Origin of the sequence: Rufibacter sp. XAAS-G3-1, assembly GCF_013623775.1 — a bacterium.
GTDB lineage: Bacteria > Bacteroidota > Bacteroidia > Cytophagales > Hymenobacteraceae > Nibribacter.
The window spans coordinates 365,729-392,397 of record NZ_JABFAM010000007.1 but is presented as its reverse complement, the minus strand read 5'-3'; the positions used below and the strand labels follow the sequence as shown (position 1 = coordinate 392,397).

Below are 26,669 nucleotides of genomic sequence, written 5' to 3'. Positions count from 1 at the left end.
TACAGGTGACACAAAAAGAATAAAGCTTATGCCGGTTTACGCAACAGGGGCTGTAGCAGGAATCCCAAACTCACCACCAGAATAGTCCCAATGAGATTATACCAGAGATAGGCGATACTGGTGTACTGATATAAGAGAAAAATGATGATCTGCGTAAGCACGGCGGCCCAGAACACGGCATTCCCCCTCAGCCGCTTGAAATAGAAAGCGGCGATGAAAATCCCCAGAATGGTGCCGTAAAACAAAGAGCCCAGGATGTTGACCGCCTGAATGAGGTTTTCGAGCTGCGAGGCGAAAAGGGCGAAGAAAATAGAAACGGCTCCCCAGCCCACCGTAAACCAGCGCGAGGCCCGCACATAATGCCCGTCTGACGCGTTGGGCCGCAACGAGCGTTTGTAGACGTCTACCACCGTAGTGGAAGCCAAGGAATTGAACGCCGAGGCGGTGCTTCCCATGGCGGCGCAAAGCACCACGGCCAGCAGCAAGCCCACCAAACCACGGGGTAATTGCTGGGTCACAAAGGTCAGGAACACGTAATCGGTGTCTTTCAGGTCGGTGCCTTGGTTGTAGGTTTTCACCAGAAGCTGGGCTTCCTGCCTAATTTCTTTGCGTTTTGCTTCGGCTTGCTGCATCCGGTGGGCCGCCTGTTCCTCTCCGGGCTTGTTTTCGGTTTGGTAGGCCTCTACCAACGCCAAGGTCGCTGCTTTTTTCTCCTGGAAAATTTGCTGGCTGCTGATTTCCAAATCGCGCCAGGCGGGGGCTGCCTCAGAGGCTAACACGTTACTGGCTTGCTGTTGGTTGAAGTAAAGCGGCGGCGCGTAGAACTGGTAGAACACAAACACCAGCACGCCTACCAATAGAATCAGGAACTGCATGGGCACTTTCACCAGCCCGTTCATGAGCAAACCCAACCGGCTTTGGGCAATGGTCTCGCCCCCTAAGTAGCGTCCCACCTGAGACTGATCTGTCCCGAAATACGACAAGGCCAGAAAGAAGCCGCCAATCAAGCCAGACCAAAGGTTATAGCGGTCATTGGGGTCAAAGCTAAGGTCTACGAGGTTCAGTTTCCCGGAGGTTCCGGCCACGGCCATCGCCTCAGGAAAACCCACGTTGGCGGGCAACAAACGCACCACCACAATGGCCGCTGCCAGCATGCCGCCCAGCATCACGGCCATCTGTAGCCGTTGGGTCTGGCTTACGGCTTTGGTGCCTCCTACCACGGTGTAAAAAGTTACTACCACGCCAATAAAGAGAATGGTAGCCGTGAGATTCCAGCCCAGAATGGCGGTGAGAATGATAGCCGGGGCGTAAATGGTGATGCCGGTGGAGAGCCCGCGCTGGAGCAAAAACAGAAGCGCGGCCAAGGAGCGGGTTTTCAGGTCGAAGCGGCTTTCCAGGTATTCATAGGCGGTGAATACCTTCAGGCGGTAGTAGATAGGAATAGCCGTAATGGACAAAACCACCATCGCCAGAGGCAACCCGAAATAGAATTGGATGAAGCGCATGCCGTCATCAAAGGCCTGCCCCGGCGTGGAGAGAAAGGTAATGGCGCTGGCCTGGGTAGCCATGATGGACAAGCCCATCATCCACCAACGTTCGGTGTTATCGGCCCGCAGGTAGGCGGACATCTGCTGGGTCTTGCGCGTTTTCCAGACGCCGTACAGCACAATGAACGCTATGGTGCCAATCAGCACTCCCCAATCCAAACCGCTCATGTATATGCCCGGGTAATGAGATAAAACAACAAGATGAACCCCGCCAGCACGCCCAACACCAGCCAGTACATAGAAGTCCAGCTTTTGAAGAAGGGGGGCGGGTCAATATCTCCTTTGGTCATACAGAATGAGTTGAATACGGTAGGTCTACTTCTACAACGCTACAATTTACTTTTGGTATAATTTTGAAAAACGAGGCGATAATCAGGTTTGAAAAACTGATATTCGTGATTCCTTTACTTCAATCAGGTTTTCTTTTACTGCCCTGCTATAGTGCAGATTTTCGTCCTTCCAGTTCGCCCACAAGATCCTTTCAGGATGACAAAAGAGTTTATGAATTTCTTTGTCTTTACGCTTACAAACTGTTTCAAGGCTATTTTTACAAAAACAGCCCCAAAACACTACTTCCCTAAAGAGAGCAGGTTCACGAACAAGCGGTACGCGCCCGGCACACCCGCAGGTAGTTCCCGGAAGAAGGAATAGCCGGTGTACACGTAATACCCTTTCCCGTATTTGGCCACCAGCAACCCGCTGTCTTTGGGCGTTTCGCCGGGATCGTTAGACGAAAGAATTGCCTCATATTCCGGGGCCCACTGGCCGGGGAAATACAGGCCGCGCTCCTGCACCCAACCTCTGAAATCCTGCTGGGTGATCTTGTTGGGCGTATTGAGTACCGGATGGTTGGGTTTCAGGAAACGTACGGCAGCGTCTTCCACCGTTACCCGGTCATTGGACAGCTTTATGGGGTACGGCCCTACGTTGGGGGTCACCAGACCGTTGCTCACATTGTACTGCACCACCAGGGTACCACCGTTCTGCACGTACTGCAGGAGCTGCGGCTGCTGGAATTTAAGACGATCCAGGGTGTTGTACGCCCGCACCCCCACCACCACGGCATCGTATTTCTGCAGCGTCTCCGCCGATAAAGCCTCTACGTGCAGTTGGTCTACGGCATACCCAATCTGTTGCAAACTGGCAGGAATTTCATCACCGGCCCCCATCAAATAGCCAATGTGCTGCCCTTTGCGTTCCAAGTCCAGTTTCACCGCTTTGGCCACGGCCTCGGGGAACAAGGTTTGGGTAGGAATATGCGGATAGGTGATGGCGCTAAAGCTTTGGGAATAAGTCCTGCCCCGGGTAGTCACCACGGCGCTGATGGCACTTTCGGTTTGGGCGGTGCCCGGATGTACCATAAACGTGAAACTCTGTTCCTCGCCTTTCTGGGTTAGCTTGAAAGTTCCGGTAGCAGGTTCAGAACGCCAGCCTTCGGGCAGACGCAGTGCCACCGTTCCTTCCATCTGGTCTTTCCCGGCGCGAACGCGCACCGTGACGGGCTTGGGCTGGGCATCGGCGAAGACGTACACTTTCTCCGTGATGTTCACGAAAACGGGCGGGGCAATCTCGAACGGGCGGTACTGCTCCCCCTCCACGGGGTCGGTGCGTTTGTAGACCACCGGCAACGTGTAAGAAATGGGCTGCCCCTGCACGGTAAGATGTACCCTCAACTGGGCGGCCGCCGGGTTTTCAGGCAAACCAATCAAAGCGGGATCATCTACCCGGAACATCCCAGTGGAGCCTGGCACACGTAACCAATACGGCTGGGAATAAGGAGTAGCCAACGGGATAGTTCTGGAGGTTCTGATAAACAGCGGTTGGTTCAGTTCCAGTTTCTGCTGCAGGGTGGTGTCCTGATGAACGAACAGGTATTCTACTTTGGTGAGCGTCACCGGAACGGCAGAACGGTTGGTTGCTTCCAGCGATACCGCCACCGGTTCGCCCGGCGACACCGAATACTCCCTCACCGATGTCGCCTCCAGGTACAGACCCAGGCAGTTCTTGATGACTTCCTGCAATTCCTGCTCTTTCAGGTTTTTCCAGTAAGAAGCCGGCAGTTTGGCCAAGGCCGAATTCGCCTTTAATAAGGTGGGCACCGAAGCAGCCGGATTAGCCGAATTATAATTTTTCAGCGCCTCCTGCAAGAGTTTGTCTACGTCTTTGCTGCCCGGCACGCGGCTCCAGGTAGTGTTTACGCCTTCCAGCACATCTTTTTTGGCGGGAGCGCCTTTCAGGAATTCAAAATATTCTACGGCCTCACCCCTGGTGCCGCTGCTCCCAAATCCCTGGCTTTTGTGCATGCTTCGGCTCTGGGCCGAAATCTCATTATAGGATCTGCCCAGCAACGGGTTGTAGCCTCCGGCGTCTAGCATGATCTTATCTGAAGCGTCAAATTGCTGCCCCTGTCCGTAGAAAAAAGAAGACGTATTCCAGAGCAGGCGTTTGGCTTGCCACGGCTCCACCGCTTTCAGTTGCTCGGGAAAGCGTTTGGGGTCAGCGGCGGCATCAAAGGCTTCCAGGGCAATCATGGCCGAGGCGGTGTGGTGCCCGTGCGTGCCGCTGGGCTGCGGCGAGAAACGGGTAATGATGACATCAGGGCGGAACTTACGGATGATCCAGACGGCATCGGCCAGTACCTGTTCTTTGTTCCAGATGGTAAACGTCTCGGCGGGGTGCTTGGAGAACCCGAAGTCATTGGCCCGGCTGAAGAACTGCTCGCCACCGTCTATGCGGCGGGCCTGCAGCAGTTCCTGCGTCCTAATAATGCCCAGTTCTTCGCGTATTTCGGGGCCAATCAGGTTTTGGCCGCCGTCGCCGCGCGTGAGGGACAGGTAACCGGTGCGCATTTTCCGTTCGTTGGCCAGGTAGGCAATGAGGCGGGTGTTCTCGTCATCTGGGTGGGCGGCAAAATAGAGAACGCTGCCCAGCACATTCAGCTTTTCCAGCGCCAGCCTGATATCAGCGGCATTGGGTTTCTTGGGAGCCTGGGCCATTGAGGTGGAAGTTCCCAATCCCCAGACCAGGAGAAAGAAGGCCACTAACACACGTACAGGGGTCATGTCAATCAATAGAAGTTCAAATTAACCAGAGGATTCCGGAAGCAATATTTACCCCAGGCATCCCACGGTAAAGCTATGGAATTTTACTGCAAGTGCGGAAAGATTAAGAGCTTGTTTAACTCAACGCCAGACGGTGCCAATCTTGCTGGTGGTTCCCGGCGAGTCTGGAGACGCGCTTCCTCCTTAGGCACGAGACTGGCGTCTCGCGCCAGTTCATTCTAAACCGATGAGGTCTTGGAGACCGCACAGGTTTCTTCGTTTTGGGGCTGTTTTCCGCAAAACAGCCCCAAAACGAAGAAACGGAACTCCCCTCTCCGTGGGAGAGGGGCTGGGGGTGAGGTTTCTCCGCAAGGCTTCCACCACCGGAGGAAAGAGGCTGGAAGTGCGTCTCCTGCGGAAGGTCAGTTTTCAGTCGTTTTCAGAAAAAAAGAGCGGAAACCGAAGCCGTACCCTAGCTATTATAAATTGACAACACCCCTCTTTTATAAGGATGGATTAAATCTAACATAAGAGAGCGGTCTATGTCTGGCTGTTTATAACTTTTTTGGGGTTTTGGCAGTTAGAGAATCTATTAAAGCGCTCAAAAACCGAAAGACGATGAAAAAGCTACTCATGATATTGGCGATGGCTGGCATGACCAGTTTTGTTGCCTGCAATTCGCAAAGCGGAGGAAACACGAACGCGGGTACCACCGAGGCAGAACAGAATTCTGATAACCCCAACAATAACAGCAGTGTGGTTAATCCGAACCCGAATGACACTACCGGAGCAACCGCCACAGAGATCACCCAAAGCCGGGTAGGGAATTCCCAATCTCGTGGTGAGGAGAACAACTCTAAGTCCAGAACAACTGAAAACGTCACGTTGAGAGACAGCGTAGACTAGTAGAACAGAGGGGCGTTTTCTGGCTAGTTTTTGTGAAACTAGCCAGAAAACGCCCCTCTTACTTATTCAATATTATTGGGAATTGTCCAAAGCCCTCCTCCGCTTGGGCTACTAATTCCTACTGTTTCCTGGCTTTTTGCTGCTCCTTGAACTCCTGCCCCGACCGCAGGGTGTGGAATTCCCCAATCAAGGTTCTGATTTTGATTTCGTCCAAGGTAGTGAGTTTTTCTTCTACCGCGGCTTTGCGTTTGCCCAGGTTCTGCAAGATATAGTCGGCGTAGTCCCAGTCGCGGGAAGTCCAGGCCTGGCGTTTGGCCCGTACGTTCTGCATGAACCTGATGTAGGCTTCGCGCATGTGAATGGCGCTGATGTTCTGCACATTCCCGAAGGAGCCCAATAATTCTTTCTCTCGCAAACGCACTTCCTCGGCCTGCAAAGGCACCTCGTCGGCCATTGGCTTGGCTTCCAGTTCCTGGAAACGGGTTTTCAGCTCCAGGAAATCGCGTTGAGAAGTCTCAGACAAACTCTGGAAACTGTTTTCAATTTTATTGGCTTGCCGCGCGAAGTCACTTTTGATGGTGGGCCATTCTGCGCGGGTGGTGGTGGCAATTTTGTCAGACTGGGTCTTCATCCACTCCTTGAAGTTCCGCAAGTCCTGTTCTGCCGGAGATTCCTGGGTTGCCTTGGTTTTCTCCTGCTCCTGGGCCCAGGAAACAGATGAAAATGAGGTTATTATCCCCAGAACCAATCCTATGATCTTTCCTTTTTGCATGGTTTGTTTTTTCAATTTAGAGCATGTCTCTTCAAAGGTAAAAACTTTCCTGAAGGGACAACTATCCTGCCTACTGCAAGAACAACGCCAAAACCGGCGGTGCATTATACCTTCTAGCGGGCAATATCCTTTTTACCCTATATTACTAAAAACAGGCCAAAAACAAAAGCCCTGCCCAGATATTTCCAGCAGAGCCCATCAATGAATCAAGAACGATACAGGGTAGTAAGTAATTAGACAGAAGTAATTTAGCTTCTTCCCTCCCTGTCATCTTGGAAGGATCTTGGTGGCGGGTGGTAATGGCGTTTATTTACCGCTTTTCTAGTTCGCCCACCAGATCCTTTCAGGATGACAAAAGGAATAGTTTAGTTTGCCCTGCTACTTAGTTCTGCTCCAGAATCTGGAAGAGCTCATCTAGTTTAGGCGTGAGGATGATCTCTGTGCGGCGGTTTTTCTGGCGGGCATCGGCGGTGGTGGCTGGGTCAACGGGCACGTACTTTGACCGTCCGGAAGGGGTTACGCGCTGCGGGGCCAGGCCTGCCTGCGTGAGGATGCGCGTGATCTCAGTAGCCCTTAGCACGCTCAAGTCCCAGTTGTCCTGCATACCGGCCGTACCACGGGAAACCGGCACGTCATCTGTGTGGCCTTCCACTACTACATTCACCTCTTGCTGGTTTTGCAACGCGGCGGCCAGTTTCTTGAGGGCTTCCTGCCCCTGGGCGTCTACTTTTGTAGAACCAGACTTGAAGAGCAACTGGTTAGACAAGGACACATACACTTTTCCGTTGCGCACTTCCACAGATAGATCTGAGGCTTTGAAGCCCAGAAGCGCATTGCTCACCACTTGCCGAAGGTTATTCACCGCTTTGTCTTTTTCATCCAAAATGCGCTGCATCTCGGCCAGGCGGGCTTCGCGGGCCTGCAAATCGGCGCTGAGTTTGTCTACCTGCTGGTTTTTGGTGTTGAGGTTGGTACGGAGCGAGGCTTCGGTAGAGGCTTTTTCAGTGGCCAAATCTGCTTTCTCCTGGTTCAGGCGTTCTTTGTCTTGCTGCAGGCGGGCCCGTTCGCTTTCCAGTTCGGCTTTCTGGCGGGTAAGTTCATCCTGCAACACCACCAATGAGCGGTTTTCGGCCAGGGCCGCCTCGTATTTTTTGGATGACACACAAGATCCTAGCAAACCCATTGCCAGCATGGCGGGTAACAACACAGGGGTCAAAAAGCTTTTTTTCATAGTCTTCTTAGATTTTAAGCAGTGATTTAAAACACAAGCCTAGTATTTATACGTACGTAGCGGCGGCTACCCAGGTTAAAACACCGAAAAAAATAGGCTACTTGCAAATCTAATTGATTGTTCCTCCCCTACTTTCCAGAACTTCCCATCCCGTGACACCGACCCCATCTCTGGTTTTGGGGCGGGAAAGAAGGGCAAGTTCTAAGGCAAGAACCTGCCCATGGATGAAAAGCTTTGGGCAAAAATACTATCTTTGAATCGAGGCAAACCTGCTTTCCTGCTATTGAGCCAGGACTGACCGCGTTCTTTGTCTCCTGAGAGCATATTTAAATTTCATCTTTGCGCTGCAAATGACCATAAAAACGCTTCCGCAGAACCTTTCTCTGGTCATTTTCGCTTGCGAACCTCAAATGTAAACATGCTCTCATCTATTTACCGTTTTACCTCTATTTTTTTAAAAACAGCATGAAAACCAAAGTAACCGTGAACAATAACGGCTCCCTGAAGCTTGAAGGTGAGTTTATCATCGTAGATCCGCAAGGCAACGAGTACAATCTGCAGGGCCGTGAAGTGGTCTCTATCTGCCGCTGCGGCCTATCCCAGAACAAGCCTTTCTGCGACGGCTCACACAAAGGTCACTTTGAGCACAATGCCGTGGCGTTTGACTTACCACCGCGCAAGGTTTAGCTATACAGTCTTGAGTCAAGGCTAGAATAAAGAATTGAGCGGAGGATTGGTCTTCGCTTTCTTTTAAGTAACAGGGCTACTTAAAATATCTATTTTTTTCCTGGAAGGATCTGGCGGGCGGACTGTACAAGCGGTGAATAAACCGTATTGCCATTCGGCGCTAAGATCCTTTCAGGAAAACAAAGAGAGAAGTTCTGCCCTATTCCTTACCCCAATCCTTTTTTCATCTTCCTTCCCTATTACGTCCACTTTCATCCGTTTCTATGTCTGATACCTCTACGGGATTTAAGCGCGAGATCAAATTATTTGATGCCGTCATGTTGGTGGCCGGATCCATGATTGGGTCTGGTATCTTTATTGTGAGTGCCGATATTGGCCGATCCGTGGGCAGCTCGGGCTATTTGCTGCTGGTGTGGGCCTTGACCGGATTGATGACCCTGGCCGGTGCCTTGAGCTACGGTGAGCTAACCAGTTTGATGCCCCGGGCCGGTGGCCAGTACGTGTATCTGCGGGAGTCTTACGGCCCCTTGGTGGCTTTTCTGTATGGCTGGACGCTTTTTCTGGTCATCCAGAGCGGCACCATTGCGGCGGTAGGCGTGGCTTTTGCCCGGTTTACCGGTGTTTTGGTGCCCTGGTTCTCAGAAGACAACGTGCTGCTGGATCTGGGCTTCTTCCAATTCACCTCGGTGCAATTGCTGGCCATTTCTTCTATTGTGCTGCTCACGTTGGTGAACCAGCAGGGGGTGAAAAACGGAACCATTATCCAGAACATCTTCGGGAGCACCAAGATCATTGCCTTGTTTGCGCTGCTGGGCTTCGGGTTGCTGCTGGGCACCAATCCCGAGGTGATTGACCTTAACTTCTCCAACTTCTGGGAGGCGCAATCGGTGGTGGTGGACAAGGAAACCGGCGCGGTTGCCCGCACCACTCTGTCTGGCTGGGCTTTGATGGTAGGCATCGGCACCGCCATGATTGGCTCTCTCTTCTCTTCTGATGCCTGGAACAACATCGGGTTTTCGGGCGATGAGATTGTCAACCCCAAACGCACCATTGTGCTGAGCATGGCTATTGGCACGGCCATTGTCACTGTTTTGTACGTCTTGATCAATGTGGTCTACCTCACCATTCTTCCTTTGCAGGGAGACCCGGCGGGAACAGACGCCTTGAGCCGGGGACTTCAGTTTGCCAGCAATGACCGCGTAGGCACGGCCGTGGCCGAAGTCATTGGCGGCGCCCCGGCCACTATTGGGATTGGTATTTTGATCATGGTTTCCACGTTTGGCTGCAATAACGGCGTGATTCTTTCGGCCCCGCGGGTGTATTACGCCATGGCGAAAGATGGCTTGTTTTTCCCCAGCATGGCCAAACTGAACAAGAACGGCGTACCGGGCGCGGCTCTGGCCATCCAATGCCTGTGGGCCAGTTTGCTGTGCCTTTCGGGGCGTTACTCAGATTTGCTGGATTACGTGATTTTTGCGGTCTTGCTGTTTTACATTCTCACCATTGCCGGTATTTTCATCCTGCGCCGCACCATGCCAGATGCGCCCCGGCCGTACAAAGCCGTCGGGTATCCGGTTTTGCCGGCACTGTACATAGCAATGGCATCGTTTATCTGCACCATCCTGCTTGTTTACAAGCCTAAATACTCGTGGCCGGGATTGATTCTGGTGGGTGTGGGCATACCGGTGTACTACCTGGTTGGCAAGCGCTTCAAGAAAATAAAGGACTGAGTGCTTGTTTGAATTGGAGTCTTAACCTGATTCTTTGTCGTGCTGCCTGGTTGCTTGAACCAGGCAGCACGACTTTGTTTTTAGCCTGTTTTACAGGGAAAAGGCTAAAAACGAGAAAAGCCTTCCCCGTCTGGGAAGGCTTTTCTATATTGATTAAATAAATTCTAGCCACTACTCCTGATGCGGCTTTCGCCTTTGTCTTACGTTGCGTACTGCTCCCGTATCCCTTAAAACTAAAACCAGTTCGGCTTCTATTGTTTAAGTTTCAACGCCAGCGTTTCCGCTTCGTGTCTACGGCATCTTTTTTCGTGACATTATTTAACCAACTTATATGCCTTCTTTAACGACTGCAAAAATGAAAGGTTTCAGGTTTATCGTACATTTACGGTGGTTGTTTCTCACGGCAGGGTAATAAAGTCTGCCTTGGCTAGTTCGTTCACCAGTCCCTTTCAGGATCACACTAGGGCAAATACGTTGTCCTCAATAGTCGCCTTTAAGGAAGATCTTAGAATATACAAAGAATCAGATGCTTCCAGGGCCCAAGGCTTTATCCTTCCCGTGTCTTTCGCGTATCTTTCTCACCTAATTCTTCATAGTCGTTTATTTGCATGAAAAAGATTTTGTTGTTGGTAGCCGTGGTGCTGTCTTTTGTGGCGGCGGCCGAGGCGCAAACCAGGCTGGGCATTAAAGGTGGGCTGAATGTTGCCACCATCCGGTTTCCTAACACCGACATTGATCCCCGGCTTGGGGTGCACGTGGGCGGGTTCGCCTCCACGCCTATCTCCAGTAGATTTGCCATCCAGCCCGAAGTGGTGTACTCGCAACAGGGCGTAGAAACCGGTGAAACCAAGCACACTTACCATTACCTGAACGTTCCGCTTATCTTCAAAGGCACCATTTCGGGCGGACTGCACGTGCAGGTAGGGCCCCAATTTGGCATTTTGCTCGCCGCCAATGAAAGAAAAGGCAACGTTACCGTTGATGTCACTGAATCTAAGAACCGGTATGATGGAGCCATAGGCCTGGGCTTAGGCTATGATGTATCTGGGTGGCAGATTTCTGCGCGGTACAACCTGGGCCTGTCAGACACCCGGGATGACAGCGACAGCGGAATCAATTTCGCCAACAACGTCTTCCAATTATCGCTGGGCTACAAATTCAGATAAGCAGAGTGCCGTTCCCCCGTTACAACATTGATTGATTGATTGATTGATTGATTGATATTCGCCTTGGAAGGGGATATTGGAGCGCAAGAACCCACCCCCTCCGAGGAGGGGAATACGCCTTTGCAGGGGAAAGGAATGCGTGGCAGGGAAGTTCCTTTCGTGACTTTTTATAAAGCTTCAGTAAGTCACGGAAGTAAATCCGCGCCATAGTAAATGTGAGTTCTCGAACAAACTTCTGCTCCTTCCCCAGTTCCAGTCTTCCCCGAGCGCGCCTCGCTTTTGGCCCTGGACAGACCTCAGCTAAGAGCAAAGGACTTCCCAGGCCGAAAGGGCAGTGCGAGAGGGGAAGACGGGGCCCCGCGGCCGTGAGCGCTTAGCGGAAACTATGAAACAATACCGCACCTGCACCCACGCAAAAAGCGGACAATCCGAGGGAACAGCAATAGGCGTGCACTTACTAATACCAGAATAATCGGCTAAACCCAAGGACACCGCAGGGCATACACCTGCTAACTGTTCCAAAGAAGCCAACTCTAAGCAGAGACCAAGCGCAGAAACCAACCAACACCGGTATAATTTGGCAAAAACGCTTCCTATGCAGCAAGGCTCCTGCTCCATTCACTCGGAAGGCGGCAGGAGCCTTTTCATGTATTGACCAGCGTTTTTGAGGTGGTTCTGCCAAAAATAAGTAAAACCATTTCCCACTTCCTTCGTCCTTCACTCAAACCGGCCCCTTACAGAAAACCGAAGGAAAAGATTTTCCTGGAGCCAGGGGTTTACCAAATTGTCTCTGTCTATTCTATAACCCTATAACTCAAAAGGCTGTCCATCAACACAATACCTATTGGAACGGTTTCTCACCTGTGAAATCTGCCCAGCTAATTTCCTTTACGCACCTATGACTCCGCTTACCTCCCCCACCCAACCCAGTACCATTGAAACCACCACAGACACTGCTATCATCCATGCGCTAGCGCACGCCACGTGGTATCCTACGTACGCCAACATTCTCTCTCCCGAACAGATAGACTTTATGCTCACGGAAATCTACTCTCCGGATTCCTTGCAGCGGCAGATGGAAAGTGGCCAAACGTTTCTGCTGCTGCGCTACGGCGGTACCCCGGCCGCTTTTGCCGCGTATTCACTTCTAAATGCCGAGCACCAGCATTTCAAATTAAACAAACTGTACATCCACCCTGCCTGCCAGGGCTTGGGTTTAGGCAAAAAACTCCTGCAAGAAGTGATACAAACCACAAAAGCACTAGGAGGTAAAAAATTGGAATTAAACGTGCACCGCCAGAACCCCGCCCAACACTTTTACTTCAAGCACGGCTTTAAAATTTCTAAAATTACCAACATCCCTTTTGCGCAATTCACGCTTAATGACTACATTTTGGTTCTAAATCTGGCCCAAAGCCCCTGATTGGCGATAGAACTAGATTTAGCAAAAGCTGTTATATCCATTTTGTAAAATAGTGATATTATCTAAATCTATGTTTTGCCACCGCATCAGGAAAATTCTATTACTACTGGCATTTATTTTTACTGCACCCATTTCTGGATTTTCCTGGGGATTCTTCGGCCATAAAGTGATTCAGCAATTGGCTATTTACGGGCTGCCCAAAGACATGCAGGTGTTGTACCACCGGCACATGGCGCTGCTGGTGGAAACAGCTGTGCGGCCCGATGAGCGCCGCAACGCAGACCCCAAAGAGGCCCCGCGCCACTTCATAGATTTAGAGGCCTTTGGGGAGCACCCGCTGGAGAACATGCCGCATGCCTGGGACGCGGCGGCCGCCAAATACAGCGCAGACACCCTGCAGAAATACGGGGTGGTGCCGTGGCAGGTCATAAAACTGAAAGAACGCCTCACCCAAGCCTTCTTCCGGAAAGACCTGGACAGCATTCTGTATTACTCGGCCGACCTGGCACACTACATTCAGGATGCCCACGTACCGTTACACACCAGCCTGAACCATGACGGCCACCTCACCGGCCAAACCGGGCTCCACAGTCTCTGGGAATCTAAACTGCCCGAGCAGAACCTGTCTGCGTACAACCTGAAGCACCGCAAAGCACAATACCTCAAAAACCCCGAGCAGGAGATTTGGGAAGTTGTGCGGGCCTCACACGTATTGGTGCCGCAGCTGCTGGCCATAGAGAAACAGGTGAGCCAGAATTTCACCCAGGACACCAAGTACACCGTGACCGAACGGAACGGACGCAGCCGCAAAACCTACACCGACGCCTTTGCCACGGCCTACAACCAGGCGCTGGGCACTATGGTGGAAGACCGTATGCGGGCCGCTGCCGAGCAAACAGCCTCGTTCTGGTATACCTGCTGGGTAGACGGCGGCAAACCCAAACTAGACCGCTTGCTCGCCACTCCGCGCACCAAGGCCGAAAGCAAGCAATTGCAGCAAGAGCAGAAAGCCTGGAAAAAAGGCACCTTGCAGGAAAAAGACCTGCTCCTCACCAAAATCAGGATTTCGCTCATGAACGTGGTGGAGTGGGTGAGCAGTCCCTTTGTCTAGGCCGTCTGCCACTTCCTGTTTTTTCCCCCGGTCTGAATACACTGCCTGAAATCTGGGGTGAAACGCGTACTTTTGCCCTCCGCGTTTAACAACAGTAAAAGAGCACATGCATATTGCAATAGTAGGCAACATTGGGGCCGGCAAAACCACCCTGGCCACTAAGCTGGCCCAACATTACAAATGGGAGGTTTTTCTGGAAGCCGTAGACAACAACCCGTACCTGAAAGACTTCTATGAAGACATGCCCCGGTGGGCGTTTCACCTGCAGGTTTTCTTCCTGAACAGCCGTTTCAACCAGGTCCTGAAGATCAATGAGCGCACCACGGGAGTTGTGCAAGACCGCACCATTTACGAAGACGCCTACATCTTCGCCAAGAACCTGCACCATTCAGGCATGATGAGCGACCGCGATTTCCAGAACTATTTCAGCCTGTTTGAGTCAATGACCAAGATGGTGAAAGCCCCCGATCTGCTCGTTTACCTGAAGGCCGATCTTCCTAAACTGATAGGGCAGATCCAGAAACGCGGACGCGATTACGAAGACAACATCTCGCTGGCTTACCTGAAGAACCTGAACGAGCACTACGACCAATGGATCGCCAACTACAAGCAAGGCAAACTGCTGGTCATTGATGTCAACCACATGGATTTCGTGCAGAACCCCGAGGATTTGGGCCTGATCATTGACCGCATTAACATTGAACTGTTCGGGTTGTTTTAAACTTCCGCCACTAGAGCCTCCTATTTCAACCCCCGGTTCTGTTTCGGGGCTGTTTTAAAGAAAACAGCCCCGAAACAGAACCGGGGGTTTGCTTTGCACAGCCCACGGGAAGTATCGTTTCCAGAACATTTCCTTTCTTCCGTTTTCAGGCTATTTTATGAATTCTATGCCTAAAACACCCTCTTTGAAGACAGGCCATTCCCTGAGAGAACCATCGTTCCCCTGAATCTTGCGTATACATAGGAAAAAACCGATATGATTCCTACCCCTACAAAGTTTCTGGCCACCGGTGCCCTCCTGCTCACGCTGTTGGGTGGCACCTCTTGCGAGCGCACTTCCTCCAATGAGACCAATGACCAACCCCGCACCCGGGCAGAACAAGACCTGGCCGAACTACGGGAATGGATGAAAGACAAAACCGACAGCACCAAAAACCCAGATACCAGATGGCCGCAGGTCAAAGAGGAGTTCAAGGAGAAAACCGCCCAACTAGATTCCAGGATGGACAGCCTCTCGGCCAAATCCAAAGAAGAATACAAAGAGCTTAGAAGGGAATACCTGAACTGGGAAGCCCGCAACCAGCAAAGAGTAGAAATGCCGCTGAGCCCAGAGACCTTGCAGCGCTTTGAAGAAGAACTTTTTGGGTCTGCCAACGCCTTGGACGCTACTTTCACCGCCCCGCAGATGCGCGAAGCCTACACCCAGTTCCTGCAGAACGTACGCGCCCGCCGCACTACCTGGACCGCCGCCGACTGGGATTACGTAGATGAACTCTACAGCCGCCTTAACCAGAAGAAAAATCTGGTAGAAGACCAGATCTCAGCCAAAGACAAACTCAGAATCAAAGCCCTGCAAGCAGAATTCCTCGCGCTGGAAGCCCAAAAAGACGCCAAAGACCTCTACAGGGAAATAAACCAGTAATGGCTGCTTTCAACCAACCTAAGCATGCAGACAACATCCGTTTGAAGGAGATGGTGGAGAACCAGAACCCACCCCTCCCGGGAACTAATCCTGTAGGGGAAAAGGAAGTCCTTGGCTTGTCCCCTGGCAAGCCAAAATCCATGGATTGTAGCCTAGGGCGCTTTTCTGCCGTCCTGTAGGGGGAAGCGGGTTGGTGCGTTTTAGGTTCATTTTCCGCAAAACAGGCCCAGAACGCGCAAAACACATCCCCACTCTTTTGGAGTTCCACTCCGCAGCAGCGACATCAGCAAAAGTTTTCCTATAAGATGAGCTGAGGAGGGGAATACGCTTTTGCAGGAGAAGAGGGGCTATACAGCTAGTACAACCCTAAATCACTACCCTTGCTGCTCGGGAGTTCCTTGCTGTTCGGGAGTTCTACTCCCGAACCTACCTGCTGCGGAGTTCCACTCCGCCGGGAACCACGGGCAAAAGAAGGGGAGTAAAACTCCGGAAAAGCGGGATTGGGTATAATAAGATTGGGTATACTAACTGCCTGCTATTACTTTATCTAAGTACGGAGACAGCATTACGTTATACTATTTGTCATCTGAAAGGATCTTGAGGACGAACTAGAATAGCTTTGATGGAGCGCTATTGCTGTTCGCCACCAAGATCCTTCCAAGAGGACAACCAAAGAGTAGGACAAACTATTTTGTCCGCATACTTACTTTCCCCAGTTCCAGTCTTTCCCGAGCGCGCCTCGCTTTTGGCCCTGGACAGACATGAGCTAAGAGAGATAGACCTCTCAGGCCGAAAGGGCAGTGCGAGAGGGGAAGACGCGGCCCCGCGGCCGTGAGCGCATACCGCCAAAGATGAAACAACACAGCACTTGCACCCACGCAAAAAGCAGACAAGCCAAGGGAATAGCAAACTGCGTGCACCTGCTGATACCCACACTAAAGCGGACAAGCCAAGGAAACACAGAAGGCGTGCACCTACCAATCTCTCCAAAGAACCCAGCTCCAGCCGGATACTAAACCAATACCAATATATGCGCTTTTCTAGTCAGCCCACAAGATCCTCTCAGGAGAACAAGGCAGCGTACTACAAACCTATCCTGCTACTTAGCAAGTAAGCGTCTGCCGTATATCTGTGGGTTTAGGGCCTGAAAGCCATTGGGTAGCGGCAGCCAGATCACAGAACAGCGCCACGCTACAGACAGAGGAAAGCCTGCGCTGCAGCTCCTGGGAGGAAGTTTGGTCATGCATGTCATGGGAGAGCACCAGGGCGAGATACTGCAGGCCGGTTTGCTCTACCTGCGGCATCCATTCAAACTGCAGCCAGTAGTTGGCCTCCTCCCACTCGCCGGTAACCTCGCTTTTGTCGTTCAGAAGCTTGGGACACCGTTTCTCCTGCTGCAGTTCCAGATACGTTTGGGCAACGGCAACCACCTCATCTGAGTTGATGTGGCCGCTCCATTTCAAATAAAACCAATCCTGCTCCTTTACATATTCAAGGGAGATGCAGGAATGCGCGCTTTTGACTGTCCATAATTCGGCCATATAACATAACATTCGTTTGCCTGGGACTGATGGAAAAGGGTATGGTCAGAAGCGTTGTTTGTCTTTACAAAAGTACGTGCCAGGCAGGTGAATGTTCAGCCCGTCTGGGAGGCAATGCCTTACCGCGTGACTTCGGCCGGAATCCAGCCGGTGGTGCCGTTGGTATCTCTCACCAGCCAGTACTCGTCCTGTTTGGCCAAAACCCGCACGGTAGAATCAACCCTCAGGCTTTTCTGCGGAGCGGCCTGGGCCGAAGAGGCATCCAGCAGCGGCGCTTCCTGGCGCAGCCTAACCGATTGAATGGGTGTATCCAGCGTTTCCACCAATGAGGCCGCTAAGTACCCTTGCTGGCCATTGGAGAGCATGACTCTATACCAGGTGGCAGACCCCGCCAAAACTTGCAGGGGAGTGTGCTGCGGAAGGGTTTGCAAAGCAGTTGCCTTGGAAGAAGCTGCCTCCCGCAAAGAAGCGTTTGACTTGGCCACCCGCACCCAACTTCCCAGCTTTTTCTCATCGGCTTGCAGCGGGGCGGGTTTGGTGCGATCCTGATGCACGTACGGATAGGGATCAACCGCCCCCTGGCCAAACCGGTAAATCCCGAAGTGCAGGTGCGGCGCAGTGGTTTTCGCGTTACCGGTATTGCCCAGCAAACCCAAGGTATCACCAATGGAAACGCGTTGGCCGGGTTGCACCAGTTGGCTGTCCAGGTGGGCGTAATACAGGCTTTGCTGCCTTTTCATGTCTGAGAGCCACACTACCTTGCCGCCAATGGGCGTGGTGTTGACGCGGGTCACCACCCCTTCCACGGCGGCCACTACGGGCGTGTTGCGGGGCGCAAAGATGTCAATGCCTTCGTGTCTTCGGGCACCGGCATCACGGTCTTGGCCCCAGAAACTCTGCACGGCCCGGCTGTCTTTGCCCTGCACCGGGAACGCGAGCAAGGGCATGGTCTCAATGGTGACGGTGTACTGTCCGCTTCTCAGCAACTCGGGCTGCACGCGCAGGAGATGCGGCACCTCTTCGTCAATCTCATACTCCAGGCTTTGGGAAGTGGTGTCTGCGTAAGCAACCTGTTTGGGCTGGGCCGGATTGTCTGGGTCCGTTTCAAACAAGTCAAGAAACACCTGCGCCACTTCTTGCCCCTGGGTCTGTACTTTCACGGCCACTTTCTGGCCCTGTTTGACCGTAAACCGGTAACTGGCCGCCAGGGGCTTGTCTGCCGGAAAGTAGCCGGTTTCCCTAAAAGGAAGCGTCACGGGCACCGATTGCTGCAAGGCCCGTTCGCCGGCGGCCATCCATTGCTGCCCCAGGGCTGTCTCGTCCAGTTTGGCGGCCTTCAACCCTGCCTGGTACTTCTCATACGGAGACTGTTTCTTGAACACGCCCCGTAACGTGTTCTGCGGGCTACAGGCCGTGAAAAGCAGAAGGCCCCAGACTAAAAGAAAAACCTGTGCTCGTACGCTACTAGAAAATACAGGATAATGCATCTTTCAAACCTCTTTAAAGAAATAACCCGCCCATGCCCCCGAAGGTTCTAAGGGAACAGGATCGGCTTATACTACGCAGGAAGTTCTGCAAAGTGTCCTATTCGTGCTGGTGGCTCCCGCCGAGTCTGGAGACTCGCTTCATCCTTTGTCACGAAACTGGAGTCGCGCGCCAGCTGATTTTAAACCTGTGAGGGCTCAGAGACCTCACAGGTTTCCGCGTTTTGGGCTTGTTTTCCAGAAAACAGGTCTAAAACGCAGCAGCGAGGCTTCTTATAGGGAAAAGGAAATGCTTTTCTTGGCTTGTTCCCTGGTAAGCCAAAAAGAGGAATGGCAGGCTGAGACGCTTATTCTTCCGGCCTGTCGGGGGACAGGCCGGGGAGGTGTGTAAGGTTCAAGCGTTTCGGGCCTGTTTTCCGCAGAACAGCCCCGAAACGCCCCAGCCCCTCATCGCGGGAGAGGGGCTGGGGTGCGGCTATCTCCGGCGGAAGGGCGGATTCTTTATTCTTCTTCCTGGCGCTGGTGCGGATGGGCATATTCTCTCGCCGCCGCTTCTTCAATCACCTCATAGTGGTCTAGCATCAGGTTCAGGTTCCCCGAGTTGGTTCCTTTCACAAATACACCTTCGGGGGTGTGGTAAATAGCGTAGTTGTGCAGGCCAAACGGAAACAGATTGTTGCTGCGTAACTCCTTGGCGTACGTGAGGTCTATCTCTTCGCCGGTGGCGGCAGTTACTAAGTAGCGGCTATGTTGCGTCATGTTGCGGTTTACAGGTAAAGTTGGGGTTGATGCCCTAAACGCTGCGCTTGGTTTGCTGCGTCAGCCAATGTTTTGCTTCAGGGGCCGAGTAGAAGTGCCGGTTCAGGCAGATTCCTTTCCCGTTTGAGATGTCCTCAATGCTGGTCACCGCTAGTTTGGTGAAGATCTTTTCAGAGACCAGCAGGGCAATGTACAGGTAGTTGCCGGGCGCATTTTTAGCCAGTTGCAGCACAATGGTATTCCCCACCCATTTCTGGTCTTCGGGCGATATCACCCCCATGCCTCTAACATCAACAAACAAACGGTGCGAGGGGAATCTGGCAAGGGTGCTCACCAACCTGGTATTCGCCTCCCTGAATTCAGGCGAGGTGCCCTGGCGCTTGTAGACCAGGTAAGCCGCTTCCAGCACCTGGTCATAACCGGTAGTAGCGTAATCATTATCAGTGTGCACCATTCAGCAGGAAGCGTAAATTGTAAAAAGCGAAGGCAATTTACATGAGAAGTACAGTCTCTGCAAGCTGCCCGCTAGCGGCACGTTTTTAGCCTAGTTTTTTTAAAAACAAGCCAAAAAATCACGAAAGGGCCCCGCCCCTTTTCCTGAGTAGCTTATGAACCGGCTTCCATGATAGAGATACGGTCTCCTACGGAGACAGTGCCCGTTGAGAGCCCAATCAGGTTCATGCCGAAGATGACTTTGTTTCCTTTCGCCTGATACGTGGCCAGGGTTTTCAAGGGTTCTGCACCGGCCTGGGCGGTGTTCTGGTCAATGGTGGTCACGTTGCAGCGGCCGCAGGGCTTGGCGCCGTAGAACAGGACATCGCCAATTTTAAAGGTTTTCCATTTCTCCTCGGCGTAGGCCTGGCCCCCGGTAAACACAAACGTAGGCCTGAAACGGTTCATGGGCACCGGCTCTTCTAACCGGCTGTTCAAATCATTCAAAGACTCTTGCCCAATGATGAGGAACGGGTAGCCGTCAGCGAAACTTACTTTCTCGTTGTGCTTGGCGTAGTTGGGGTCAATGAGCCGGATGGAGTTTTCTGGCATGTACACCAGGCGGCAACTGATGCCCAGCGCCTCAGAAAACCAGGCATTCGCCTCGGGGCTCACCAGGTAGGCAAAGCAGATATCGTCCCAGACGGTGACCAGGGTTGAGCGGGTGCTGTTGGATTCATAGGGCACCAGCAAAGGCGTTAGTTGCCGGGTTTTGTGCGTTACCTGCAAGCCTTCGGGCGTGAGGGCCACCTGCAGCAGGGCCATTTCGGCTAGCTTGCGTTGGGTCAGGAAAATACCACTGTCATCAATCAGCATCCAGCGACGGTCATATTGCAAGCCCCGTTCCTGCACCTGGGCAGAAGTCAGGGAAATGCCACCTAATGATTTAATTGGGTAAATGTAAATCTCGCTGAGTACTAGTGTTGACATAGAGTAGTATGGATGTGCGTGGTTCCTGAAACCTTCTAGCAATAAAGGTAGGAATGATTCTTAGAACGGGAAGACCCCTTGCAAGGATTTGTACTTTTAGAACAAATTCACCTGATTCAGAACCTAATCTACCCATAAGGTACAAACCTACTCTTCTTCAGAAGAAAATTCTTACTTTACAGAGCTAAATAGTTTTCTATGCGTCTTATAAAAAAAGTAAAGAAGTACATGGCTATCCACTTCCCCACGGAGAAGAACGCCACTAAAAGGGTTATTTCGTTCTGGGAAAAAGGAGGCCCTGATTTTGAGTACTACGCAAGCGCAGATCAGGAAGATTGGATTAAGGTCTTTTGGGAAGAAAATACGGTATTCTGCAAGCTGTTTCAAACGTTAGATTTAAAATACACCCTTGAAATAGCGTGTGGAACCGGAAGACATTCTGCGCAAGTTTCAGATAAGATAGAAAAGCTGTATCTCTTAGACACTTCTAAAGCGGCTTTAGATTTGGCAGAGCAGAGATTTGGCAACCAAAAAGATGTAGAGTACATCCATCATCAAAGTGGCCTTGGGATACCGGTGGACAGGATCAAAGACAACGCGCTCACGGCGGTCTTCTCGTATGATGCCATGGTTCACTTTGAAAAAGAGGCCGTAGAATCTTACCTAGCTGATAGTTACAGGGTACTCAAGCCTGGCGCTTATGCCCTATTCCACCATTCAAATTATGACAAAAACCCTGGAGGTAAATTCTCTGACAACCCAGGCTGGAGAAACTACATGACCAAGTCTTTGTTTTGCTCTCTCTCTGAAAAATACGGGTTCCAGGTAGTTCACTCAGAAGTCTTCTCTTTCTCCACCACAGACTCAGACTGCGTTACCTTATTGAAAAAACCTTAGAGCATGTTTGAATTTGTCCAGGTTCCAAAATCTAGCACCAAATCATTCTGGCTTTAAAGCTTGTTTAAATTTGAGGTTTGCCGGCGAAGATGACCAGAAAAACGCTTCCGCAGGCTTTTCCCATGGTTGTTTGCAGCGCAAAAATGAAATTCAAACATGCTCTCAGCCTAGGCATCAGAAATCAAGTAAAATTGCTTTACTTAGAGGAAGAACCGTACTTGGTGTACCGTCACTTGCCGAGGGCTAAAAGAGCACAAGCAAAATGCTTAAATTTTTAGCAAAATAATTGGCGGCACACATAAAAACCGTAATTTTAGCACACTGAAATAAAGAGGAGCGCACACGGCATGGGGACAAATTTTCAGAGGAGCAGGGAAGAGATTTCGTTTACCGTAAGTACCAACAGGCCTTTCACGCTCTACGAGTTCAACCGGAGGTTGCGCGAGGAGATTGAGAATGCCCTGCCCAACAAGTACTGGATTATTGCGGAGATCTCGGAGGCCCGGGTGCACCACCAAAGCGGCCACTGCTACCTCACCCTCACCGACAAAGAACCCGGCTCCAAAAGCACCCTCACGGCCCAGGCCCGCGGCACCGTCTGGAAACGCCAGTACCAGGAGATTGCCCAGTACTTTGAAGCCCAAACCGGGCATCCGCTCAGGGCTGGCCTTAAAATCCTGTTCAATGCCAGCCCCCGGTTCCATGAACTGTACGGGTTCAGCCTGGACATCCATGACATTGATCCCACCTATACCTTGGGTGATTTGGCCCGGCAGCGGCAGGAAACCATTGCCCGCCTGCAAACCGAAGGCCTCTTTGACCTGAACGCCAAACAAGTGCTGCCCCAGGTGCCGCAACGGTTAGCGGTTATCTCGTCGCCCACAGCGGCCGGGTACCAGGACTTTGTAGCGCAACTCCAGAACAACCCCTTCGGCTATGATTTCAAGCTGACCCTTTTTGAGGCGAGCGTGCAGGGCATGGAAGCGGTTTCTTCCGTCAAGGCAGCTTTGTCTAGGGTGAGTTTGCAGCGGCAGGCGTTTGATGCGGTAGTCATCATCAGGGGCGGCGGTTCCCAGACCGATTTGCTGTGTTTCGACCATTATGAGCTGGCTTCGGCCGTGGCCCAGATGCCTTTGCCGGTGCTCACCGGCATCGGGCACGAGCGCGACGAATCCATCACCGATTTAGTGGCCCATACCCCTTTGAAAACCCCTACGGCGGTAGCGGCTTTCCTGATTGACCAGTTAGCGGTGTTTGAGGCCTCTGTGGAGGAAGTGTTTTTACAGATAAGAGACGCGGCCACGGCCTTGGCAGTCGCCGCCGAACGCCGGGTTGCCTTATTGGCCGCGCAGGTGCAGCAAAACACCAACCTGTATTTACACCGCAAGCAGCACCAATTGGAATGCCAGACCCGCACCCTGTCTGACAAGCCCCAGAAATTCCTGACCGAAGAGCAGCGGCACGTGATGTGCGAAGAACTGCGGCTCACCCATTCGGTAGAGCAATTGTTGCGGGTAAAGGAAACCAAACAGCAGAAATACCTGGTGCACCTGGAAACCAACAGCCTCAAAAAACTGGAAGCGGGCCAGCGCAAACTGACGCACGTAGAGCATTGCCTGCAACTGTTTTCCAAGCAGCGCATTCAGAAGGCCCAGATGATTTTCCAGAAAAACCAACAGCGTTTGTTGTACGGGGCCAAAGACCAGTTGCAGATCAAAGGGCACCAGTTGCAGCTTCTGGAGATGGATGTCAAATCCCATGACCCCGAGATCATGCTCATGCGCGGCTACACGCTCACCTACGTCAACGGCAAACTGCTGCGTTCCCTGGATCAGGTAACCCCCGGCAATGTCTTGCAAACCCGCCTATTGGCCGGCTCCGTGCTCAGTAAAGTCACCAAAACCAAAGAACCAGACCTTTTTGACTAACCGTAAATAAATCAGGAATTAAGAATTAAGAATCGGGCATACGCTGCTACAAAGCATCCATTACCACTTCAACACTTTTCTAGTTCTTAATTCCTAATTCTTAATTCTTAATTACCTAGCCATGAGCAACCTTACCTATAAACAAGCCACCCAGGAATTAGAGACCATCTTAAAAGCCATTGAGAACGATGACGTTGACGTAGACGAACTGACCCAAAAAGTACAGCGGTCGTCAGAACTGCTTAAGCTGTGCAAGCAGAAGCTCCGCAACGCCGAAGACGCCATCAGCCAGGTATTCAAAGACATCAACTGCGAAGACCCCAAGGCGGAGTAAAGCGTCGCTGGTTTTAGGGCTGTTTTCAGAAAAACAGCCCTAAAACCAGCGACGTGGGGCATGAAGCGTGTTTGCAAAACGCTAGCACCTCTTTCACTTCTTCTGTTTTGCCTCTGTTTTCTCAAAAAGAGCCCAAAAACAAAAGGCCGCCCTTGGTTCAGGGGCGGCCTTTTCAATGAAGCTCGAAAACTATAAGTGAATGATGGGATCTGCGTTACCGTCTGGGTCATTTTTCACAAAACCACTGGTGGTTGGCTTACCGCCCGTGAGCAGCATGACGCCCGCCGCGTGCGGCGTGGCCATAGACGTACCACTGATGGTATTGTACCCACCAGCTTTCCAGGTAGACTTGATACTGACACCAGGTGCGCAGAAATCAACGGGCGGGTTGCCGTAGTTGGAGAACGATGCCCAGGTATCGGTGTTATTCATGGCCGAGATGGTGTACACGTTCACCCCGTTGGCCCGGGCCGGAGAATGGTTGTTCGCATCATCGGTTTCGTTGCCGGAAGCCAGGCAGAAGATGACCCCGCCTTTGGCCGCGTTTACAACCGCCGCATCCAGAGCAGTAGAGACGCCGCCACCCAGGCTCATATTGGCGACATCGCCGGGTTTCCCGTTAGCGCCTACATAGTCTATACCGGCAATCACGCCAGAGTTTGAACCACTTCCCTGGGAGTTAAGCACCTTTACGGCTACCACGGTAGCCCCGAAGGCTACGCCAACTACCCCAATGGTGTTGTTTTTGGCCGCAATGGTGCCGGCTACGTGCGTTCCGTGTCCGTTCCCGTCATCGGCACTGCGCGCATCCTGGCCTGAAGTGATGAAGGTGCGGCTGCGGGCCACGTCAACGGTAAGGTCTGGGTGGTCTAAATCAATTCCTGAGTCAATAACCCAGGCGGTTTTACCAACACCGCTCGCGTACCCTACGCGGGTAATGCCATAAGGTACTTCCTGCGCGGCCGGGGCAGTCCCGCTTCCGCCTGGTTTCCCTAAACTTATCACTTTGTCCTGCTCAATATACGCTACCCGTGGGTCACGGCGCAGTTTTTCTGCCTCAGCCTCAGAAAGGCTAGCCGCGAAGCCTTGGATGGCTTTCCCGTAGGACAACTCAATGGCTTCGGGATCCATGCCCCGCTCCCGCAGAATCTGCTGCCCAAAGCTTTTCACCTGGCGCAACCGCTCTGGGTAAGAGGCATTTTCTGCCACGCGCAGGCCGCTCTCTTTCTTGAGCACGACAATGTATTTACCGGCAATGAGGTTACCGCTGTCAGAGATACCCACTACTTCTTCTGGCTGCACGGCATCTTCTACCTGTTCGCAGCTTTGGAACGTACAGGAAGAAGCGATGACCGCGGCTCCAATCAGCATTTTGAATGGGGGACGGGAAAAGTAATTTTTAAACATAGACAAAATTTGTTTTAACTGTTACAAGTAAGTGACACACAGGGTTAAATGTCATCCAAGATAGAAAGAAGAAATCCCATTCTCAACCTAAAACCTGTGAATCTTTCAATTATTTTCTACGTTCAAGGCACTTTTATATAGAATTTTACTATACTCCGCTACCGTCTGAATACCGGCCAAAACCGGAATAAAAGGAGAAGGAAATGGAACCCCGGGCAGCTTTTGGGATTCTGCGTTGCTTCTTCTAGCTTTACCAACCCCAAAAAGCAGTTAACAGAAAGAAGATGTTTCGTTTTAGAGCCTTTGGTAGTACAATGTTTTCGCTCCTTTTAGGTCTGGTTTGGTTGGGAGCCTGCCAGCAGAAACAGGAGCAGCCCGCCGTAGCCCAGGAACCCACTCCCCCACCGGCCCCGGCCATCCTCACCCAGGAAACCGTGGTGGATTCCCTCACCGCCTATGGGCAGGCGCACCCCCATGATACCCTGGTGCTCATCAGCACGCCCAAAGGCGATATCAAGATCAGGCTGTACCAAGACACTCCCCTGCACCGGGCCAACTTCGTGCGGCTAGCCAACTACGGGTTCTTTGACAAGACGGTCTTCTTCAGGGTGGAGAAAGATTTCATGATCCAGGGCGGAAGGTCAGATTTCCAGACCATGAAAATAGGCACGTACCGGATTCCGCCGGAGATAAAACCGCATTACTTCCACAAACGGGGAGCCGTAGGCATGGCCCGCTACGGCGATGAAGAAAACCCCGAGCGGATGTCGTCCAACAAAGACTTCTACATAGTGCAGGGCCACCCACTGCCCGGCTACGAACTAGAGGCCAACATCAAGGAATTTAAGCTGAACCTGACGCCCGCGCAAAAACAGGTGTACCGCACCCAGGGCGGCGCGCCCAACCTGGATCAGACCTTCACCATCATTGGCGAAGTGCTGGAAGGCCTGGAAGTGGTGGACAGCATTGCCGCCGTACCCGTAGACCAACAGAAATGGCCCATAAAAGATATAGGAATGAAAGTACGGGTGATCCGGTAATAAGCACGGAGACAGCATTCCTTAATACTGTTTGTCCTCCTGGAAGGATCTGGTGGGCAAACTAGAATAGCTTTGATGGAGCGCTAGTGCCGTTCGCCACCAAGATCCTTCCAGGAGGAAGCCAAAAGAGTACGTCAACCTAATTTTGTCCGCGTACTTAGCCCCCCTTTCCTGTTAGTTTTCAGGCTTGTACCCGTATTTAGCCTGAATTTCTAAAAACAGGCCAAAAACAGACCCTCTCGAACGCAGGGGCAACCCTTGTGGTTGCCCTTTTCTTTTGTGGCGGTCGCCAGTACGCATCTTCCTCGTTTCACTGGCCCGGCGCAACTACTCCCGGAAACGTAAACCCACCCCCACCCCTCCCAGGCTCATCTTGTAGGGAAGCTTTTACGAATGGCGCTGTTCGGGATTGATAAATCTGAAAAAGCCAACCGAGTGGTTAGAACTCCGGAAGGGCAGTACCCAACAATATTTTCCCAGGAGAGGAAGTCTACTTACAACATCAGCCCAAAGACGCACATCTCCACTCCTATCTGCCCAAGAAAAAAGCGCACCCCAGGTCTGAGGTGCGCTTTTCCTGTGTTTTAGCTAAAATAGCCCG

23 protein-coding genes are annotated in these 26,669 nt (G+C 52.0%); 12 read left to right on the top strand and 11 right to left on the bottom strand.

Annotated features, from left to right (window positions below; translation table 11 throughout):
- Positions 1–26: 26 nt before the first annotated feature.
- The 3 genes from HHO50_RS10115 to HHO50_RS10110 all read right to left on the bottom strand — a co-directional run bounded on the left by HHO50_RS10115 (position 27) and on the right by HHO50_RS10110 (position 4,609).
- The gene (locus HHO50_RS10115) at positions 27–1,715 is read right to left on the bottom strand and encodes a sodium:solute symporter (protein ID WP_181305894.1); all 1,689 of its coding nucleotides are present in this window, start codon (positions 1,713–1,715) and stop codon (positions 27–29) included.
- Positions 1,712–1,837, bottom strand: coding sequence for a hypothetical protein (locus tag HHO50_RS21270; RefSeq protein WP_255478673.1), 126 nt, complete (start codon positions 1,835–1,837; stop codon positions 1,712–1,714). Before HHO50_RS21270 ends, HHO50_RS10115 begins: the two co-directional genes overlap by 4 nt.
- 279 nt (positions 1,838–2,116) lie before the next feature.
- On the bottom strand, positions 2,117–4,609 hold the full coding sequence (locus HHO50_RS10110; protein WP_181305893.1) for a PIG-L family deacetylase: 2,493 nt from the start codon (positions 4,607–4,609) through the stop codon (positions 2,117–2,119).
- A 597-nt stretch (positions 4,610–5,206) separates the two neighbouring features.
- On the opposite strand from HHO50_RS10110, the gene HHO50_RS10105 reads away from it, so the two are divergent.
- Positions 5,207–5,494, top strand: coding sequence for a hypothetical protein (locus tag HHO50_RS10105; RefSeq protein WP_181305892.1), 288 nt, complete (start codon positions 5,207–5,209; stop codon positions 5,492–5,494).
- 118 nt (positions 5,495–5,612) lie between these two features.
- Here the strand turns inward: HHO50_RS10105 and HHO50_RS10100 are convergent, their stop codons facing one another.
- Together HHO50_RS10100 and HHO50_RS10095 are read right to left on the bottom strand one after the other, a co-directional pair.
- Complete coding sequence (locus HHO50_RS10100) at positions 5,613–6,266, bottom strand: hypothetical protein (protein WP_181305891.1); 654 nt, start codon at positions 6,264–6,266, stop codon at positions 5,613–5,615.
- A gap of 382 nt (positions 6,267–6,648) precedes the next feature.
- Entirely contained in the window at positions 6,649–7,497 is an 849-nt protein-coding gene (locus HHO50_RS10095) for an OmpA family protein (RefSeq protein WP_181305890.1), read from the bottom strand.
- Positions 7,498–7,962: 465 nt separating this feature from the next.
- On the opposite strand from HHO50_RS10095, the gene HHO50_RS10090 reads away from it, so the two are divergent.
- The 7 genes from HHO50_RS10090 to HHO50_RS10060 all read left to right on the top strand — a co-directional run bounded on the left by HHO50_RS10090 (position 7,963) and on the right by HHO50_RS10060 (position 15,256).
- A complete protein-coding gene (locus HHO50_RS10090) occupies positions 7,963–8,184 on the top strand; it encodes a CDGSH iron-sulfur domain-containing protein (RefSeq protein ID WP_181305889.1) in 222 nt (73 codons plus the stop codon).
- 263 nt (positions 8,185–8,447) lie between these two features.
- Entirely contained in the window at positions 8,448–9,914 is a 1,467-nt protein-coding gene (locus tag HHO50_RS10085) for an APC family permease (protein WP_181305888.1), read from the top strand.
- Between the two features lie 608 nt (positions 9,915–10,522).
- Positions 10,523–11,080: a porin family protein gene (locus HHO50_RS10080; RefSeq protein WP_181305887.1), complete on the top strand. Its 558-nt coding sequence runs from the start codon at positions 10,523–10,525 to the stop codon at positions 11,078–11,080.
- An 898-nt stretch (positions 11,081–11,978) separates the two neighbouring features.
- Complete coding sequence (locus HHO50_RS10075; RefSeq protein WP_181305886.1) at positions 11,979–12,503, top strand: GNAT family N-acetyltransferase; 525 nt, start codon at positions 11,979–11,981, stop codon at positions 12,501–12,503.
- Positions 12,504–12,555: 52 nt separating this feature from the next.
- The gene (locus HHO50_RS10070; protein WP_181305885.1) at positions 12,556–13,614 is read left to right on the top strand and encodes a zinc dependent phospholipase C family protein; all 1,059 of its coding nucleotides are present in this window, start codon (positions 12,556–12,558) and stop codon (positions 13,612–13,614) included.
- A gap of 106 nt (positions 13,615–13,720) precedes the next feature.
- Positions 13,721–14,335 (top strand): deoxynucleoside kinase, encoded by a 615-nt coding sequence (locus tag HHO50_RS10065; protein ID WP_181305884.1) that lies wholly within the window; start codon positions 13,721–13,723, stop codon positions 14,333–14,335.
- 255 nt (positions 14,336–14,590) lie between these two features.
- Positions 14,591–15,256 (top strand): DUF6565 domain-containing protein, encoded by a 666-nt coding sequence (locus HHO50_RS10060; protein ID WP_181305883.1) that lies wholly within the window; start codon positions 14,591–14,593, stop codon positions 15,254–15,256.
- Positions 15,257–16,359: 1,103 nt separating this feature from the next.
- Here the strand turns inward: HHO50_RS10060 and HHO50_RS10055 are convergent.
- The 5 genes from HHO50_RS10055 to HHO50_RS10035 form a co-directional block, all read right to left on the bottom strand.
- The gene (locus HHO50_RS10055; protein ID WP_181305882.1) at positions 16,360–16,797 is read right to left on the bottom strand and encodes a hypothetical protein; all 438 of its coding nucleotides are present in this window, start codon (positions 16,795–16,797) and stop codon (positions 16,360–16,362) included.
- 119 nt (positions 16,798–16,916) lie between these two features.
- Complete coding sequence (locus tag HHO50_RS10050) at positions 16,917–18,179, bottom strand: M23 family metallopeptidase (RefSeq protein WP_181305881.1); 1,263 nt, start codon at positions 18,177–18,179, stop codon at positions 16,917–16,919.
- 603 nt (positions 18,180–18,782) lie between these two features.
- Positions 18,783–19,040: a hypothetical protein gene (locus HHO50_RS10045; RefSeq protein ID WP_181305880.1), complete on the bottom strand. Its 258-nt coding sequence runs from the start codon at positions 19,038–19,040 to the stop codon at positions 18,783–18,785.
- A gap of 34 nt (positions 19,041–19,074) precedes the next feature.
- Positions 19,075–19,494, bottom strand: coding sequence for a hypothetical protein (locus tag HHO50_RS10040; protein WP_181305879.1), 420 nt, complete (start codon positions 19,492–19,494; stop codon positions 19,075–19,077).
- Between the two features lie 152 nt (positions 19,495–19,646).
- Entirely contained in the window at positions 19,647–20,462 is an 816-nt protein-coding gene (locus HHO50_RS10035) for an MOSC domain-containing protein (RefSeq protein ID WP_181305878.1), read from the bottom strand.
- A gap of 198 nt (positions 20,463–20,660) precedes the next feature.
- On the opposite strand from HHO50_RS10035, the gene HHO50_RS10030 reads away from it, so the two are divergent.
- From HHO50_RS10030 to xseB, 3 genes are all read left to right on the top strand, one after another.
- Complete coding sequence (locus HHO50_RS10030; RefSeq protein WP_181305877.1) at positions 20,661–21,359, top strand: class I SAM-dependent methyltransferase; 699 nt, start codon at positions 20,661–20,663, stop codon at positions 21,357–21,359.
- Between the two features lie 347 nt (positions 21,360–21,706).
- Positions 21,707–23,287 (top strand): exodeoxyribonuclease VII large subunit, encoded by a 1,581-nt coding sequence (gene xseA / locus HHO50_RS10025; protein WP_181305876.1) that lies wholly within the window; start codon positions 21,707–21,709, stop codon positions 23,285–23,287.
- Between the two features lie 121 nt (positions 23,288–23,408).
- Positions 23,409–23,621 (top strand): exodeoxyribonuclease VII small subunit, encoded by a 213-nt coding sequence (gene xseB / locus HHO50_RS10020; protein WP_181305875.1) that lies wholly within the window; start codon positions 23,409–23,411, stop codon positions 23,619–23,621.
- A gap of 189 nt (positions 23,622–23,810) precedes the next feature.
- Here xseB and HHO50_RS10015 read toward each other — a convergent pair whose 3' ends face one another.
- Positions 23,811–24,992 (bottom strand): S8 family peptidase, encoded by a 1,182-nt coding sequence (locus tag HHO50_RS10015; protein ID WP_255478672.1) that lies wholly within the window; start codon positions 24,990–24,992, stop codon positions 23,811–23,813.
- Between the two features lie 350 nt (positions 24,993–25,342).
- On the opposite strand from HHO50_RS10015, the gene HHO50_RS10010 reads away from it, so the two are divergent.
- Positions 25,343–26,068: a peptidylprolyl isomerase gene (locus HHO50_RS10010; protein WP_255478671.1), complete on the top strand. Its 726-nt coding sequence runs from the start codon at positions 25,343–25,345 to the stop codon at positions 26,066–26,068.
- Positions 26,069–26,669 lie beyond the last annotated feature (601 nt).